The organism is Photobacterium frigidiphilum (assembly GCF_003025615.1).
GTDB classification, from domain to species: Bacteria; Pseudomonadota; Gammaproteobacteria; order Enterobacterales; family Vibrionaceae; genus Photobacterium; species Photobacterium frigidiphilum.
Genome location: NZ_PYMJ01000014.1, coordinates 72,276 through 85,489, shown reverse-complemented (window position 1 = coordinate 85,489; position 13,214 = coordinate 72,276). Strand labels below are relative to the sequence as shown.

The 13,214-nt window shown below is 43.0% G+C and carries 14 protein-coding genes; 13 read left to right on the top strand and 1 reads right to left on the bottom strand.

The window, feature by feature from the left end; all coding sequences use genetic code 11:
* The first annotated feature begins 7 nt into the window (after positions 1 to 7).
* The 5 genes from queA to secF all read left to right on the top strand — a co-directional run bounded on the left by queA (position 8) and on the right by secF (position 5,683).
* Positions 8 to 1,063: a tRNA preQ1(34) S-adenosylmethionine ribosyltransferase-isomerase QueA gene (queA, locus tag C9J12_RS14940; RefSeq protein ID WP_107243441.1), complete on the top strand. Its 1,056-nt coding sequence runs from the start codon at positions 8 to 10 to the stop codon at positions 1,061 to 1,063.
* 294 nt (positions 1,064 to 1,357) lie between these two features.
* A complete protein-coding gene (gene tgt, locus C9J12_RS14935) occupies positions 1,358 to 2,485 on the top strand; it encodes a tRNA guanosine(34) transglycosylase Tgt (RefSeq protein WP_107243470.1) in 1,128 nt (375 codons plus the stop codon).
* A gap of 24 nt (positions 2,486 to 2,509) precedes the next feature.
* Positions 2,510 to 2,845: a preprotein translocase subunit YajC gene (yajC, locus tag C9J12_RS14930; RefSeq protein WP_006230796.1), complete on the top strand. Its 336-nt coding sequence runs from the start codon at positions 2,510 to 2,512 to the stop codon at positions 2,843 to 2,845.
* Positions 2,846 to 2,870: 25 nt separating this feature from the next.
* Positions 2,871 to 4,724 carry a protein translocase subunit SecD gene (gene secD / locus C9J12_RS14925; protein WP_107243440.1) on the top strand — a complete coding sequence of 618 codons (1,854 nt, stop codon included), beginning with the start codon at positions 2,871 to 2,873 and terminating at the stop codon, positions 4,722 to 4,724.
* Positions 4,725 to 4,735: 11 nt separating this feature from the next.
* Positions 4,736 to 5,683, top strand: coding sequence for a protein translocase subunit SecF (gene secF, locus C9J12_RS14920; protein WP_107243439.1), 948 nt, complete (start codon positions 4,736 to 4,738; stop codon positions 5,681 to 5,683).
* Between the two features lie 205 nt (positions 5,684 to 5,888).
* On the opposite strand, the gene suhB is transcribed toward secF, so the two are convergent.
* Positions 5,889 to 6,689: an inositol-1-monophosphatase gene (suhB, locus tag C9J12_RS14915; protein WP_011217503.1), complete on the bottom strand. Its 801-nt coding sequence runs from the start codon at positions 6,687 to 6,689 to the stop codon at positions 5,889 to 5,891.
* 209 nt (positions 6,690 to 6,898) lie between these two features.
* Here suhB and trmJ point away from each other — a divergent pair, with 209 nt between their 5' ends.
* From trmJ to fdx, 8 genes are all read left to right on the top strand, one after another.
* Positions 6,899 to 7,630 (top strand): tRNA (cytosine(32)/uridine(32)-2'-O)-methyltransferase TrmJ, encoded by a 732-nt coding sequence (gene trmJ, locus C9J12_RS14910; RefSeq protein ID WP_107243438.1) that lies wholly within the window; start codon positions 6,899 to 6,901, stop codon positions 7,628 to 7,630.
* 112 nt (positions 7,631 to 7,742) lie between these two features.
* Complete coding sequence (gene iscR, locus C9J12_RS14905) at positions 7,743 to 8,261, top strand: Fe-S cluster assembly transcriptional regulator IscR (protein ID WP_011217505.1); 519 nt, start codon at positions 7,743 to 7,745, stop codon at positions 8,259 to 8,261.
* A 31-nt stretch (positions 8,262 to 8,292) separates the two neighbouring features.
* Positions 8,293 to 9,507, top strand: a complete 1,215-nt coding sequence (locus C9J12_RS14900) for an IscS subfamily cysteine desulfurase (protein ID WP_107243437.1) — start codon at positions 8,293 to 8,295, stop codon at positions 9,505 to 9,507.
* A gap of 46 nt (positions 9,508 to 9,553) precedes the next feature.
* Positions 9,554 to 9,940: a Fe-S cluster assembly scaffold IscU gene (iscU, locus tag C9J12_RS14895; protein ID WP_006230804.1), complete on the top strand. Its 387-nt coding sequence runs from the start codon at positions 9,554 to 9,556 to the stop codon at positions 9,938 to 9,940.
* An 18-nt stretch (positions 9,941 to 9,958) separates the two neighbouring features.
* Positions 9,959 to 10,282: an iron-sulfur cluster assembly protein IscA gene (gene iscA / locus C9J12_RS14890; protein WP_011217507.1), complete on the top strand. Its 324-nt coding sequence runs from the start codon at positions 9,959 to 9,961 to the stop codon at positions 10,280 to 10,282.
* 85 nt (positions 10,283 to 10,367) lie between these two features.
* Positions 10,368 to 10,883 carry a co-chaperone HscB gene (gene hscB, locus C9J12_RS14885; RefSeq protein ID WP_107243436.1) on the top strand — a complete coding sequence of 172 codons (516 nt, stop codon included), beginning with the start codon at positions 10,368 to 10,370 and terminating at the stop codon, positions 10,881 to 10,883.
* 38 nt (positions 10,884 to 10,921) lie between these two features.
* The gene (gene hscA, locus C9J12_RS14880) at positions 10,922 to 12,775 is read left to right on the top strand and encodes a Fe-S protein assembly chaperone HscA (RefSeq protein ID WP_107243435.1); all 1,854 of its coding nucleotides are present in this window, start codon (positions 10,922 to 10,924) and stop codon (positions 12,773 to 12,775) included.
* Positions 12,776 to 12,777: 2 nt separating this feature from the next.
* Positions 12,778 to 13,116 carry an ISC system 2Fe-2S type ferredoxin gene (gene fdx / locus C9J12_RS14875; protein WP_107243434.1) on the top strand — a complete coding sequence of 113 codons (339 nt, stop codon included), beginning with the start codon at positions 12,778 to 12,780 and terminating at the stop codon, positions 13,114 to 13,116.
* Positions 13,117 to 13,214 lie beyond the last annotated feature (98 nt).

The following is a 13,214-nucleotide window of genomic DNA, read 5'->3' as shown; positions in this document are numbered from 1 at the left end:
TAAAAAGATGCAAGTTTCTGATTTTCACTTTGATCTACCTAATGAGCTAATTGCTCGTTATCCACAACCTGAACGCACTGCTAGTCGTCTACTGCAACTAACTGGTGAAACTGGAAATATCCAGCATAAGGGCTTTAAGGATGTCTTAGATTTAGCTGAATCTGGCGATCTATTCGTGTTCAATAATACGCGTGTTATTCCTGCCCGTATTTTTGGTCGTAAAGCGTCAGGCGGTAAGATAGAAGTGTTAGTTGAGCGCATGCTTGACGATAAAAGCATTCTTGCGCATGTACGAGCATCAAAATCGCCAAAGCCGGGTAATGAATTATTACTGGGCGAAAATGACGATTATCAAGCTGAAATGATTGCACGTCATGATACGTTGTTTGAAATTCGTTTTAACAGCGATAAAACTGTTTTAGAAATTTTAGAAGAAGTGGGGCACATGCCGCTTCCTCCTTATATCGATCGTCCTGATGAAGATGCTGATAAAGAGCGTTATCAGACGGTTTATAATGCAAAACCTGGTGCAGTCGCTGCACCTACAGCAGGTTTACATTTCGATGATGAACTGATGGCAGCATTAAAAGCAAAAGGGGTTAATTTTGCTTTTGTCACCTTGCATGTCGGTGCGGGTACTTTCCAGCCTGTTCGTGTTGATAACATTGATGATCACCACATGCATTCAGAGTATGTTGAAGTACCTCAAGATGTTGTTGATGCCGTTAATGCGACCAAAGCTAATGGTGGTCGTATTATTGCTGTTGGTACCACGTCGGTACGTTCTCTTGAAAGTGCCGCGCAAGATGCCGTTAAAAAGGGAACTGAATTAGTGCCCTTTTTTGGTGATACAGAAATCTTTATTTTCCCTGGTTATGAATTCCAGCTGGTGGATGTATTGGTGACTAACTTCCACTTACCTGAATCAACGTTGATTATGCTGGTAAGTGCTTTTGCTGGTTATGAACATACCATGAATGCATATCTACAAGCGGTCGATAATCAATATCGATTCTTCAGTTATGGTGATTCGATGTTTATTACTCGTCGGAACAACGTGTAACACTTCTTATTATTAAGTCAGTGTGCCTTAAGGCTGCTTTTGTTAAAATGGCAGCCTTTGTTGTGTCAGGGTGAACCGCAAATATCAGCAACAATTATGTGAAAAAAACAGCACGCCCTAGTAATGGTGATGTGATATTTATTTATTCCGCTACGCTTTATGGCGTGGTGATTTGATATCAATCGAACGATTGGCATTATGTGATAATGAAAGTGTGCATTGGGCAATTGGCCTTTTGCATTGAATCCCACTTGGGAATTATGTCAGATTGTTTCTCTGGCTTTTGGAGGCTTTGTGAAATTTGAATTAGATAAAACGCAGGGACGCGCACGTCGCGGTCGCTTACAGTTTGAACGCGGTACGGTTGAAACCCCTGCTTTTATGCCTGTTGGTACCTACGGTACAGTTAAGGGTATGACGCCTGAAGAAGTAAAAGAGACAGGCGCACAGATTCTGCTTGGCAATACATTCCACCTGTGGCTACGCCCAGGTCAAGAAGTGATGAAGCTTCACGGTGATTTGCATGACTTCATGCAGTGGCATGGTCCGATTTTGACAGATTCAGGCGGTTTCCAAGTATTTAGTCTGGGTGCTACACGTAAAATCACTGAAGAGGGTGTGCATTTCCGTAACCCTGTTAACGGTGATAAAGTTTTCATGGACGCAGAAAAGTCGATGGAAATTCAGTACGATTTAGGTTCTGACATCGTCATGATTTTCGATGAGTGTACGCCATACCCGGCAACGCATGATGAAGCGAAAAAATCGATGGAAATGTCACTTCGTTGGGCACAACGCAGCCGTAATCATTTCGATAAGCAAGAAAACCCCAATGCACTATTCGGCATTATTCAGGGTGGTGTGTATGAAGACTTACGTGATGTATCTGTTGACGGCCTAACAAATATCGGCTTTGATGGTTATGCAGTGGGTGGTTTGGCTGTTGGTGAACCTAAAGAAGACATGCACCGTATTCTTGAGCATACATGCCCTCAGCTACCTGAAGATAAGCCTCGCTACCTGATGGGTGTAGGTAAACCTGAAGACTTAGTTGAAGGTGTTCGACGCGGTATCGACATGTTCGATTGCGTAATGCCGACCCGAAATGCCCGAAATGGACACCTATTTGTTACTGGTGGTGTGATCAAGATCCGTAATGCGAAACATAAAACGGATACAACACCTTTAGATCCGCATTGTGACTGTTACACTTGTCTCAATTATTCAAAGGCGTATTTGTACCATTTGGATAAGTGTAATGAAATCCTAGGTTCACGCCTAAACACAATCCACAATTTACGTTACTACCAGCGTTTGATGGCGAGTATCCGTAGTGCGATTGAAGAAGACCGTTTCGATGCATTTGTAGAAGAATTCTACGCGCGTCGTGACAGAGAAGTTCCACCATTACAAAACGCTTAATATTTTAAACGAGGACGTTACTAAATGAGTCTTTTCATTTCTCAGGCAAATGCCGCAGCTGAAGGTGCTCCGCAAGGCGGCAGCATGCAACTTTTCATCATGCTTGGCCTTTTTGCTGTTATTTTTTACTTTATGATTTATCGTCCACAAGCGAAACGTGCTAAAGAGCATAAAACACTTATGAGTTCGATGGGCAAAGGCGACGAAGTACTAACTAATGGCGGTTTGTTAGGTAAGATCACAAAAGTTTCTGAAGAAACTGATTACATCGTGATTGCACTTAACGACAACAATGAAGTTACTATCAAGAAAGATTTCGTTACAGCTGTATTGCCTAAAGGCACAATGAAATCTCTATAATTCTTTGCTTTGAAGGATCATCGCAGTGTTAAACCGTTATCCCTTGTGGAAGAACCTGATGGTGGTGTTCGCACTGCTTATCGGTTTGCTTTATGCACTTCCCAATGTTTACGGTGAAGATCCAGCGATTCAAATCACCGGGGCGCGTGGCGCCTCGGTTGATATGTCTACTCTGGATACTGTCACCGAAGATTTAAAAAAGAACAACATCTCCTATAAATCTGTCGCTTTCGAAAACGGTACTGTACTTGTCCGCTTTAACGACACTGATACTCAGATCAGTGCTCGCGATATTATCAATGAACAGCTAGGCGACGATTTCGTCGTTGCGCTTAATCTAGCAGCATTAACGCCTGACTGGCTTGAATCTATTGGTGCCTCACCAATGAAGCTGGGTCTTGATTTACGTGGTGGTGTTCACTTCTTAATGGAAGTGGATATGGATGCGGCAATGGAAAAGTTACTCGGTCAACAAGAAGAGACTTTCCGTACCGAATTACGTGAAGCTAAAGTGCGTTACCGTGCGATAAGCAAAACAGATTCTTCTGTCGAAGTTCGTCTGCGTAATGATGAAGATCTAAAAGCAGCAGAAACGGCACTCGCGCAATTACACCCTGATATGCTATTTACCGATAGTAATAGCAATGGGCGTTTCGTTCTTACTGCACAATTTACAGAAGTTCGTCTGAAAGAAATTCGTAACTACGCGGTTGATCAAAATATCACGATTCTTCGTAATCGTGTGAATGAGCTGGGTGTTGCTGAACCTCTAGTACAGCGTCAAGGTGCTAACCGTATTGTGGTTGAGCTTCCTGGTGTTCAAGATACTGCTCGCGCAAAAGAAATTCTTGGTGCGACGGCAACACTTGAATTCCGTGAAGTCGATAGCACGGCAGATCTTGCTGCGGCTGCCGCTGGTCGAGTACCAGCAGGTAGTGAAGTGAAGTACACCCGTGACAAGCGTCCGGCGGTATTAAAGAAGCGTATCATCCTTGCGGGTTCTCATATCACTGATGCGAGCTCAAGTGCTGATGAATATGGCCGTCCTCAAGTTAACATCTCGCTAGACAGCGAAGGTGGTAGCAAGATGACAGCGTTCTCACGTAATAATGTGGGCAAGCTGATGGCGACAGTGTTTACCGAGTATAAAGATAGCGGTAAACGTCAAGCCGACGGTAAAGTGATTCTTCAAAAGCATGAAGAAGTGATCAACCAAGCAACGATTCAAACTGCGTTAGGTCGTAATTTCCGTATTACCGGAATCGATTCGCAGGCAGAAGCACATAACTTAGCGCTTCTACTTCGTGCTGGTGCGCTGATTGCACCTATCTCTATTGTTGAAGAGCGTACGATTGGTCCGTCAATGGGTCAGCAGAATATCGATATGGGTATTCAGGCGATGATTTGGGGCATGGTAGCAGTAATGCTATTTACCTTAATTTATTACCGTGGTTTCGGCCTAATTGCCAACATGGCACTCGTTATGAACTTGGTATTGATTATCGGTGTTATGTCGATGATTCCAGGCGCGACGATGACCTTACCTGGTATCGCAGGTATCGTATTAACAGTCGGTATGGCTGTCGATGCGAACGTACTGATATTTGAACGTATCCGTGAAGAATTGCGTGAAGGTCGAAGCCCTCAACAAGCGATTCAACAAGGTTACGCTAATGCATTCAGTACGATTGCTGATGCAAACATTACGACACTTATCACAGCAATTATTTTGTTTGCTGTTGGTACTGGTGCTATCAAAGGCTTCGCTGTAACACTATCAATCGGTATCCTGACTTCAATGTTCACGGCGATTATAGGTACACGTGCGGTTGTTAACTTTGTCTACGGCGGTAAGCGCGTAGATAAACTGTCGATATAGGAGGCGCAAACATGTTTCAACTATTGAAAGTGGATAATGCGATCGACTTTATGCGCTGGTCAAAGTTTGCTTTTGTTTTCTCACTAATGATGATTGCAGTAGCAATTGGCACTGTGGCAACAAAGAAGCTTAACTGGGGTCTCGACTTTACTGGCGGTACGTTAATTGAAGTGGGTTTCGAACAACCTGCAGATTTGCTTAAAATTCGTGATTCGTTAGAAGCGGCGGGTTTTGGCGATGCAATCGTACAGAACTTCGGTACTGCTCGTGATGTACTTGTACGTCTGCAACCTCGTGAAAATGCAAAAGGTGAAGTACTGGGTAACCAGATCATTGATGCATTAAAAGTGGGAACAGGGCAGAGCGTTGAAATGCGTCGTATCGAGTTTGTTGGTCCTAATGTGGGTGACGAACTGGCTGAAGCTGGCGGGTTGGCGATTATTATCTCGCTAATTTGTATTTTGCTTTATGTCTCGATGCGTTTCGAATGGCGTTTAGCTGCCGGTGCGGTATTAGCACTTGCGCACGATGTTATTATTACGATTGGTATCTTTTCTCTTCTAGAGGTGGAAGTCGACCTAACTATTGTTGCAGCCTTGCTGACGGTGGTTGGTTACTCACTAAACGATACGATTGTTGTATTTGACCGTATCCGTGAGAACTTCCGTAAGATGCGAAAGGGTGAAGCGCCTGATGTGATAAACAACTCTATTACTCAAACGTTAAGCCGTACGCTGATTACATCGGGTACAACCTTGTTTGTTGTTGTCGCTCTCTTTATGAAAGGTGGAACAATGATCCACGGTTTTGCCTTGGCATTATTGATCGGTATAACGGTAGGTACCTATTCATCAATCTACGTTGCTTCGGCACTGGCATTGAAATTGGGTATCACTCGTGAACACCTAATGCCACCACAGGTAGAAAAAGAAGGTGAAGAATTCGACGCAATGCCTTAATAGGTGAGTGTTCGGTTTCATCAATAAAAACGGAGCCAATAGGCTCCGTTTTTGTATCTATGGTTTATCCAGATTGGTTTATCACGATGGGTATCAACTAACCCGAATATCGATTTATTCTTACTGGTTAACCGCGATTTACAGTATGCATAAAAAAAGCCCCGACATAGTCGAGGCTTCAGAATTCTTTAATCGTTATAAACGATTATTTAGCTAATGCTTCGCCACCGTGTTCACGGATTTTAGCGATGATTGGCTTAACTACGCGTGCGTTACCAGCAACAATGTTGCCAGATGTTAGGTAGTTAGTGTTACCAGTAAAGTCAGTACAGATAGCACCCGCTTCACGTGCAATTAGTTCACCAGCTGCTAGTTCCCAAGGCTTTTGGCCTAGTTTAACTACGCCATCAACACGACCTGCTGCTAAGTAACAAAGGTCTAGTGCTGAACAACCAGATTGGCGCATATCGTCACACTCAACAAAAATTGCTGATTGTACTTTGTTAAGCGCTTCTGCGTGTTGCTTAGCAGCGAATGGTAAACCAGTAGCAATAATAGTACCGCTAAGGTCACGAGGTTGTGATGTACGTAGACGTTGGCTGTTAAGCTGTGCGCCAGAACCACGTGTTGCAGTGAAGAGTTCGTTACGAGATGGATCGTATACTACAGAAACTTCAGTACGACCACGCATGCGTAGTGCAATTGAAATAGCGTAATGAGGCAAACCACGAACGAAGTTTTTGGTGCCATCCACTGGGTCGATGATCCACTGACACTCTTTGTCACGGCCTTCTTTAGTACCAGACTCTGCTGCAAGAATGCAGTGATCAGGGTAAGACTTAAGAATAGAATTGATGATGATAGCTTCAGCTTCATGATCAATATTAGTAACGACGTCACTGCCTTTATTGGCAACTTCAATGCCTTGAGGTTTTTCTAACGATTTAATGACATGGTCACCAGCCTTTCGCGCAGCGCGAATGGCGATATTAAGCATCGGATGCATAGGATCTTCCCAACGGATGTTAAAGAACTAAAAATCGGCGGCGAGTATAACAGAGCTAGGGCAAAATGGAAGTGGTTATTTTTTAAACATCATCGGTCAAAACTAAAAAAAGTAGAAAAACACGCTTTAGTTTTACATGTTTTCCCCACTTCTTTATAGGCTGTGCTAAAATCCAACCGCTCTTAAAAATAGTCGGAAATTGCTAAACCATGTTAGATAAAATAAGCGTTGTTTTAATCGGAACATCTCACCCTGGAAATATTGGTTCAGCAGCACGTGCCATGAAGGTGATGGGGCTTACGAATCTAGTCCTTGTTGACCCAGCTTGTGAGATAGACGCTAAGTCTCTTGCTTTAGCTGCTGGCGCGGCAGATGTCGTAACCAATGCAAAAATCGTCAAAACATTAGATGAAGCAATTGCAGATTGTGGTTTAGTGATTGGCTCAAGTGCACGTTCTCGTACATTAGAATGGCCACAACTTGATCCGCGTGAATCAGGTATCAAAACAATTGAAGAAGCAGCAGCGCACCCCGTTGCTATTTTATTCGGTCGTGAGCGTACTGGTTTGACGAATGAAGAATTACAAAAGTGCCATTGCCATGTTTATATTCCGGCGAACCCTGAATACAGCTCATTGAACTTAGCAATGGCAGTGCAAACTGTTAGTTATGAAGTGCGTATGGCATTTTTAGAAACGCAGAAGTACACGGGTGAAAAGAAAATTGATGAATACCCGCGTGCCAAAGAATTAGAATTGTTCTACGAGCACCTTGAAAAAGTGACAACTCAAACTCAGTTCATTAATAAGAAGCATCCCGGCATGGTGATGACAAAACTTCGCCGCATGTTTACTCGTGCTCGACCAGAGCAGCAAGAGCTTAATATTCTGCGTGGTATTCTTTCTTCTATAGAAAAATCATTAGAACATCGCGATAAATAACCCTATTGTGCGTCAGGTCTAAAGCTTGACTAAAATAGTCAGGTGAATACTTGACCATTTTAGTCGGGTATGTAACACTCGTGCTATATACATAAGTGGGTAGCGGTGTGTTATGAGATTGACTTCAAAAGGAAGATATGCGGTAACTGCGATGCTTGATGTCGCTCTGCATTCTCAAGATGGTCCTGTACCTTTAGCGGATATTTCCGAACGACAAGGTATTTCACTGTCTTATTTAGAACAACTTTTCTCACGCCTACGTAAAGCTGGCCTCGTGGCAAGTGTTCGTGGACCAGGTGGTGGTTATCGCTTAGGTGAAGATGCTAATGATATCGCTGTCGGTATGGTTATAGCAGCTGTTGATGAATCGGTTGATGCTACAAAATGTCATGGTAAAGCTGACTGTCAAGGTGGTGTACGCTGCTTAACACACACGTTATGGCATGACTTAAGCTCCCGTATCAGCGGCTTTTTGAATAACATCACTCTTGGTGAGTTGATGAGAGATAATAACGTTCAAGAGATTTCAGGTCGTCAAGATCAAGTCTTAAGCAATAGTTCGCTAAGAACGTCTTTTGGACATAAAAAAACACACGATAGCACCACTATAGGTGTCGATGTCCGCTCTTAGTCGCTAGACATCCGTGTTTTCGGAGATGAAAATGAAATTGCCAATATATTTTGATTATTCCGCTACTTGCCCAGTAGATCCACGTGTTGCTGAAAAGATGATGCAATGCCTGACAATGGACGGGAATTTCGGTAACCCTGCTTCTCGTTCACACCGTTTCGGCTGGCAGGCTGAAGAAGCTGTTGATACAGCGCGTGAGCAAGTTGCTGATCTAATGAATGCTGACCCACGTGAAATTGTGTTTACGTCTGGTGCAACAGAATCTGACAACCTTGCAATTAAAGGCGCTGCGCGTTTTTATAGCAAAAAAGGTAAGCACATCATTACCTGTAAGACTGAGCACAAAGCGGTATTAGACCCTTGTCGCCAGCTTGAGCGTGAAGGCTTCGAAGTGACATATCTTGCGCCAGAAGCAAATGGCTTAATTGATTTGGCAAAATTGCGTGATGCGATTCGTGAAGACACCGTTCTAATGTCTATCATGCACGTAAATAACGAAATTGGCGTAATTCAAGATATTACTGCTATTGGCGAACTTTGCCGTGAAAACAAAATTGTTTTCCACGTTGATGCTGCACAGTCTATCGGTAAGCTACCGATCGATGTACAGGCAATGAAAGTTGACCTTATTTCAGTAACATCGCATAAAATTTACGGTCCTAAAGGAATTGGTGCGCTTTACGTTCGTCGTAAGCCACGTATTCGTTTAGAAGCACAAATGCACGGCGGCGGTCATGAGCGTGGTATGCGTTCTGGTACTCTTGCTACCCACCAGATTGTTGGTATGGGTGAAGCATTCCGCATTGCTAAAGAAGAGATGGAACAAGATCGTGTGCATACATTAGCACTACGTACTCGCCTTCTTGATGGTCTAAAAGATATGGAATCAGTTCATATTAATGGTGACCTAGAGCAACGTGTATCAAGTAACCTGAATATTAGCTTTGCTTTCGTTGAAGGTGAGTCTTTATTAATGGCACTGAAAGATCTCGCTGTTTCTTCTGGTTCAGCATGTACTTCAGCAAGCCTTGAGCCTTCATACGTACTGCGAGCGCTTGGTTTAGATGATGAACTAGCACATAGCTCAATTCGTTTCTCTTTTGGTCGTTTCTCGACAGAAGAAGAAATTGATTACGCAATTATACAGATCCGTACTGCAGTAGAAAAACTGCGTGACATGTCGCCACTATGGGATATGCACAAAGAAGGTATTGATCTTAACTCTGTTGAGTGGGCACACCACTAAGCTAGCGGTCATAAACTTGTGATCATCAAATGTCGAGGAAATCATCATGGCATATAGTGAAAAAGTCATCGAGCATTATGAGAATCCGCGTAACGTGGGCTCTTTCGATAAAAATGATAAAAACATTGGTAGCGGCATGGTGGGTGCACCAGCATGTGGCGACGTAATGAAGCTTCAAATCAAAGTAAGTGATGAAGGTATCATTGAAGATGCGAAGTTTAAAACATACGGTTGTGGTTCTGCTATTGCTTCTAGTTCACTGATCACTGAATGGGTGAAAGGTAAGAGTTTAGACGAAGCGGCTGCTATCAAGAACTCAGCAATTGCTGAAGAACTTGAACTACCACCAGTGAAGATCCACTGCTCTATTCTTGCAGAAGATGCAATTAAAGCCGCAGTTAGTGATTATAAGAAAAAACACGAAGCAAACTAAGACGTTGAGGGTTGTTGTATGGCCATTACTATTACTGAAGCGGCAGCAAGTCGCGTAGCTACTTTCCTTAAGAATCGCGGTAAGGGCTTTGGCCTTCGCCTAGGTGTCCGTACTTCGGGATGTTCAGGAATGGCTTACGTTCTCGAATTTGTTGATGATATCAATGAAGAGGACGAGGTATTCGAAGAGAAGGGTGTAAGAATCGTAATTGATGCAAAAAGCCTAGTTTATCTTGACGGTACCGAGCTTGATTTTGCCAAAGAAGGGCTAAATGAAGGCTTCCAATTCAACAACCCGAACGTATCAAGCGAATGTGGTTGTGGTGAAAGCTTCAACGTTTAATCGCTATAGTCGTTTCCACTGAGCCTAACTGCTATATCTTCATATATGCCAGTTAGGTTTAGTATTTAGAGATACCAGACGCGATATGAATCATTTCGAATTATTTAGACTGCCTTTCCAATTTGAATTGGATGGGGGTCTTCTGTCAACTCAGTTCCGGGAACTACAACGTCGTTTCCATCCTGATAATTTCGCTACAGCTTCAGAACGTGATCGCTTAATGTCGGTCCAAAAAGCAGCGCAAATTAACGACGCATTCCAAACGCTAAAAAATCCAATCTCACGAGCTGAATATATGCTTTCTGAGCAAGATATGGATATTCGTGGCGAACAAAAAACGCTACAAGATCCTGAGTTCTTAATGCAGCAAATGGAACTGCGTGAAGAACTTGAAGATATCTCAGAGGCAAGTGACCCTGAAAGTGCGCTATTCGATTTTGAACAGCAAATAACAGTGTTATTTAAATCGCAATTGAACGTTCTTGAGCAACTATTAAATCAGGAAGATTGGGAAGAAGCGGCAGATGCCGTGCGTAAGCTAAAATTTATTGATAAGCTGCGTTATGAAATTGAACGTCTTGAAGAGACTTTCTTTGACTAATTGCTTCTCACCCGAGCACTAACTCCACAGGAAAGATAATGGCACTGTTACAGATTGCTGAACCAGGTCAGAGTGCGGCACCACATCAACATCGTTTGGCGGTGGGCATTGACTTGGGTACCACAAATTCTCTTGTTGCTGCTGTGCGCAGTGGTGTACCAGAAACCTTAAAGGATGATAAAGGGCGTTCTATTTTGCCTTCAATTGTTCATTATGGTGAGGAATCCCTGCTTGTTGGTCATAAAGCCAGAGAGCTTGCTCAGCAAGATCCTAGTAATACTATCTTTTCAGTAAAACGTATGATGGGTCGTTCTTTAGCGGATATTCAACAACGTTACCCGCATTTACCGTATCAATTTGAAGCATCAGATAATGGTTTGCCTCAATTAATGACACGTACGGGTAAAGTTAACCCAGTACAAGTCTCTGCCGAGATCCTTAAAACGCTTAATGCACGCGCTGTGGCGACATTAGGTGGTGATCTTGAAGGTGTCGTTATAACGGTTCCGGCTTATTTTGATGATGCGCAACGAGCAGGCACTAAAGATGCTGCAAAGCTAGCGAACCTAAATGTATTACGTTTACTTAATGAGCCAACAGCAGCTGCGATTGCTTATGGTTTAGATTCTGGTCAAGAGGGCGTTATTGCTGTTTATGACTTAGGTGGCGGTACATTCGATATTTCTGTTTTACGTTTATCGAAAGGCGTATTTGAAGTATTAGCCACTGGCGGTGATTCAGCATTGGGTGGTGATGATTTCGATCACTTACTTGCCGATTGGATTAAAGAGCAAGCGGGCTATATTGGTGATTTAACTGCGCAACAAATGCGTATGGTACAAGATGCGGCCACTGACGCTAAAATTGCGTTAACAGATGCAGATACAGCCCAGATTGATGTGCTGAATTGGCAAGGTATTGTTACTCGTGAACAGTTTAATGCGCTAATTCAGCCGTTAGTAAAGAAAACACTGATGTCTTGTCGCCGGGCGATCAAAGATTCAGGCATTGAAATTAGTGACATCATTGAAACCGTGATGGTTGGTGGTTCAACACGTGTACCATTGGTACGTGAAATGGTGGGTAATTACTTCGGTAAAGAGCCACTAACATCTATTGATCCTGACAAAGTTGTTGCGATTGGTGCATCAATTCAAGCTGATATCTTAGTCGGTAATAAGCCTGATTCAGATATGCTATTACTTGATGTTATTCCTCTGTCTTTAGGTATAGAGACAATGGGTGGCATGATTGAAAAAATCATTCCTCGTAACACGACAATTCCTGTTGCACGTGCCCAAGAATTCACCACGTTCAAAGATGGCCAAACAGCAATGTCGGTACATGTGGTGCAGGGTGAACGTGAAATGGTAAGCGATTGTCGTTCATTAGCGCGATTTACACTACGTGGAATCCCAGCTATGACGGCCGGTGCTGCACACATTCGTGTTACGTATCAAGTTGATGCCGATGGCCTATTGTCTGTTACTGCAATGGAAAAGAGCAGTAACGTTCAATCATCGATTCAAGTTAAACCCTCTTATGGTTTAAGTGATAATGAAGTCGCAACCATGATTCGTGAATCAATGACACACGCACAAGATGACAAAGATGCACGTACATTAGCTGAACAACAAGTTGAAGCTGATCGTGTATTGGAAGGCCTAATTACAGCTCTCGCAATCGATGGTGATACTTTACTATCAAAAGAAGAGCGTGAAACGCTGGAAGGCGTAATGATGGAACTTGTTCAATTGCGAAAAGGTACAGACTACCGAGTAATTGAACAGGGTATTAAGAAAACTGATAAAGCGAGCCAAGAATTTGCTTCACGTCGAATGGATAAATCTATTCGACAGGCATTGGCTGGTCAATCGATAGATGAGGTTTAGGCATGCCTAAAATCGTTGTATTACCACATGAAGAACTTTGCCCTGAAGGCGCAATTTTAGAAGCTAAAACGGGTGAAACAGTACTTGATGTAGCACTGCGTAATGGTATTGGTATTGAGCATGCTTGTGAAAAATCATGTGCATGTACAACTTGTCACATTGTTATTCGTGAAGGTTTTGATTCACTCCATGAAAGTGATGAGTTAGAAGATGACATGCTAGATAAAGCATGGGGTCTTGAACCTGAATCCCGTTTAGGTTGTCAGGCGACGGTTGCGGATGTGGATCTTGTTGTTGAGATTCCAAAATATACGATCAACCTTGCTTCTGAGCAGCACTAATTTTTGTTCTTTTACTTATCGAGATACCCTAGTCTTAAGGTAAGTAAGCGCGACGATGTTGGTGACAATGACGTTAAAACGATTAAGAAGGTAATATC

What these genes read in the sequence shown, in the direction of transcription:
- queA (WP_107243441.1), top strand. Translation starts at nt 8, where the DNA reads ATGCAAGTTTCTGATTTTCACTTTGATCTACCTAATGAGCTAATTGCT.
- yajC (WP_006230796.1), top strand. Translation starts at nt 2,510, where the DNA reads ATGAGTCTTTTCATTTCTCAGGCAAATGCCGCAGCTGAAGGTGCTCCG.
- secF (WP_107243439.1), top strand. Translation starts at nt 4,736, where the DNA reads ATGTTTCAACTATTGAAAGTGGATAATGCGATCGACTTTATGCGCTGG.
- suhB (WP_011217503.1), bottom strand. Translation starts at nt 6,689, where the DNA reads ATGCATCCGATGCTTAATATCGCCATTCGCGCTGCGCGAAAGGCTGGT.
- trmJ (WP_107243438.1), top strand. Translation starts at nt 6,899, where the DNA reads ATGTTAGATAAAATAAGCGTTGTTTTAATCGGAACATCTCACCCTGGA.
- iscR (WP_011217505.1), top strand. Translation starts at nt 7,743, where the DNA reads ATGAGATTGACTTCAAAAGGAAGATATGCGGTAACTGCGATGCTTGAT.
- C9J12_RS14900 (WP_107243437.1), top strand. Translation starts at nt 8,293, where the DNA reads ATGAAATTGCCAATATATTTTGATTATTCCGCTACTTGCCCAGTAGAT.
- iscU (WP_006230804.1), top strand. Translation starts at nt 9,554, where the DNA reads ATGGCATATAGTGAAAAAGTCATCGAGCATTATGAGAATCCGCGTAAC.
- iscA (WP_011217507.1), top strand. Translation starts at nt 9,959, where the DNA reads ATGGCCATTACTATTACTGAAGCGGCAGCAAGTCGCGTAGCTACTTTC.
- hscB (WP_107243436.1), top strand. Translation starts at nt 10,368, where the DNA reads ATGAATCATTTCGAATTATTTAGACTGCCTTTCCAATTTGAATTGGAT.
- hscA (WP_107243435.1), top strand. Translation starts at nt 10,922, where the DNA reads ATGGCACTGTTACAGATTGCTGAACCAGGTCAGAGTGCGGCACCACAT.
- fdx (WP_107243434.1), top strand. Translation starts at nt 12,778, where the DNA reads ATGCCTAAAATCGTTGTATTACCACATGAAGAACTTTGCCCTGAAGGC.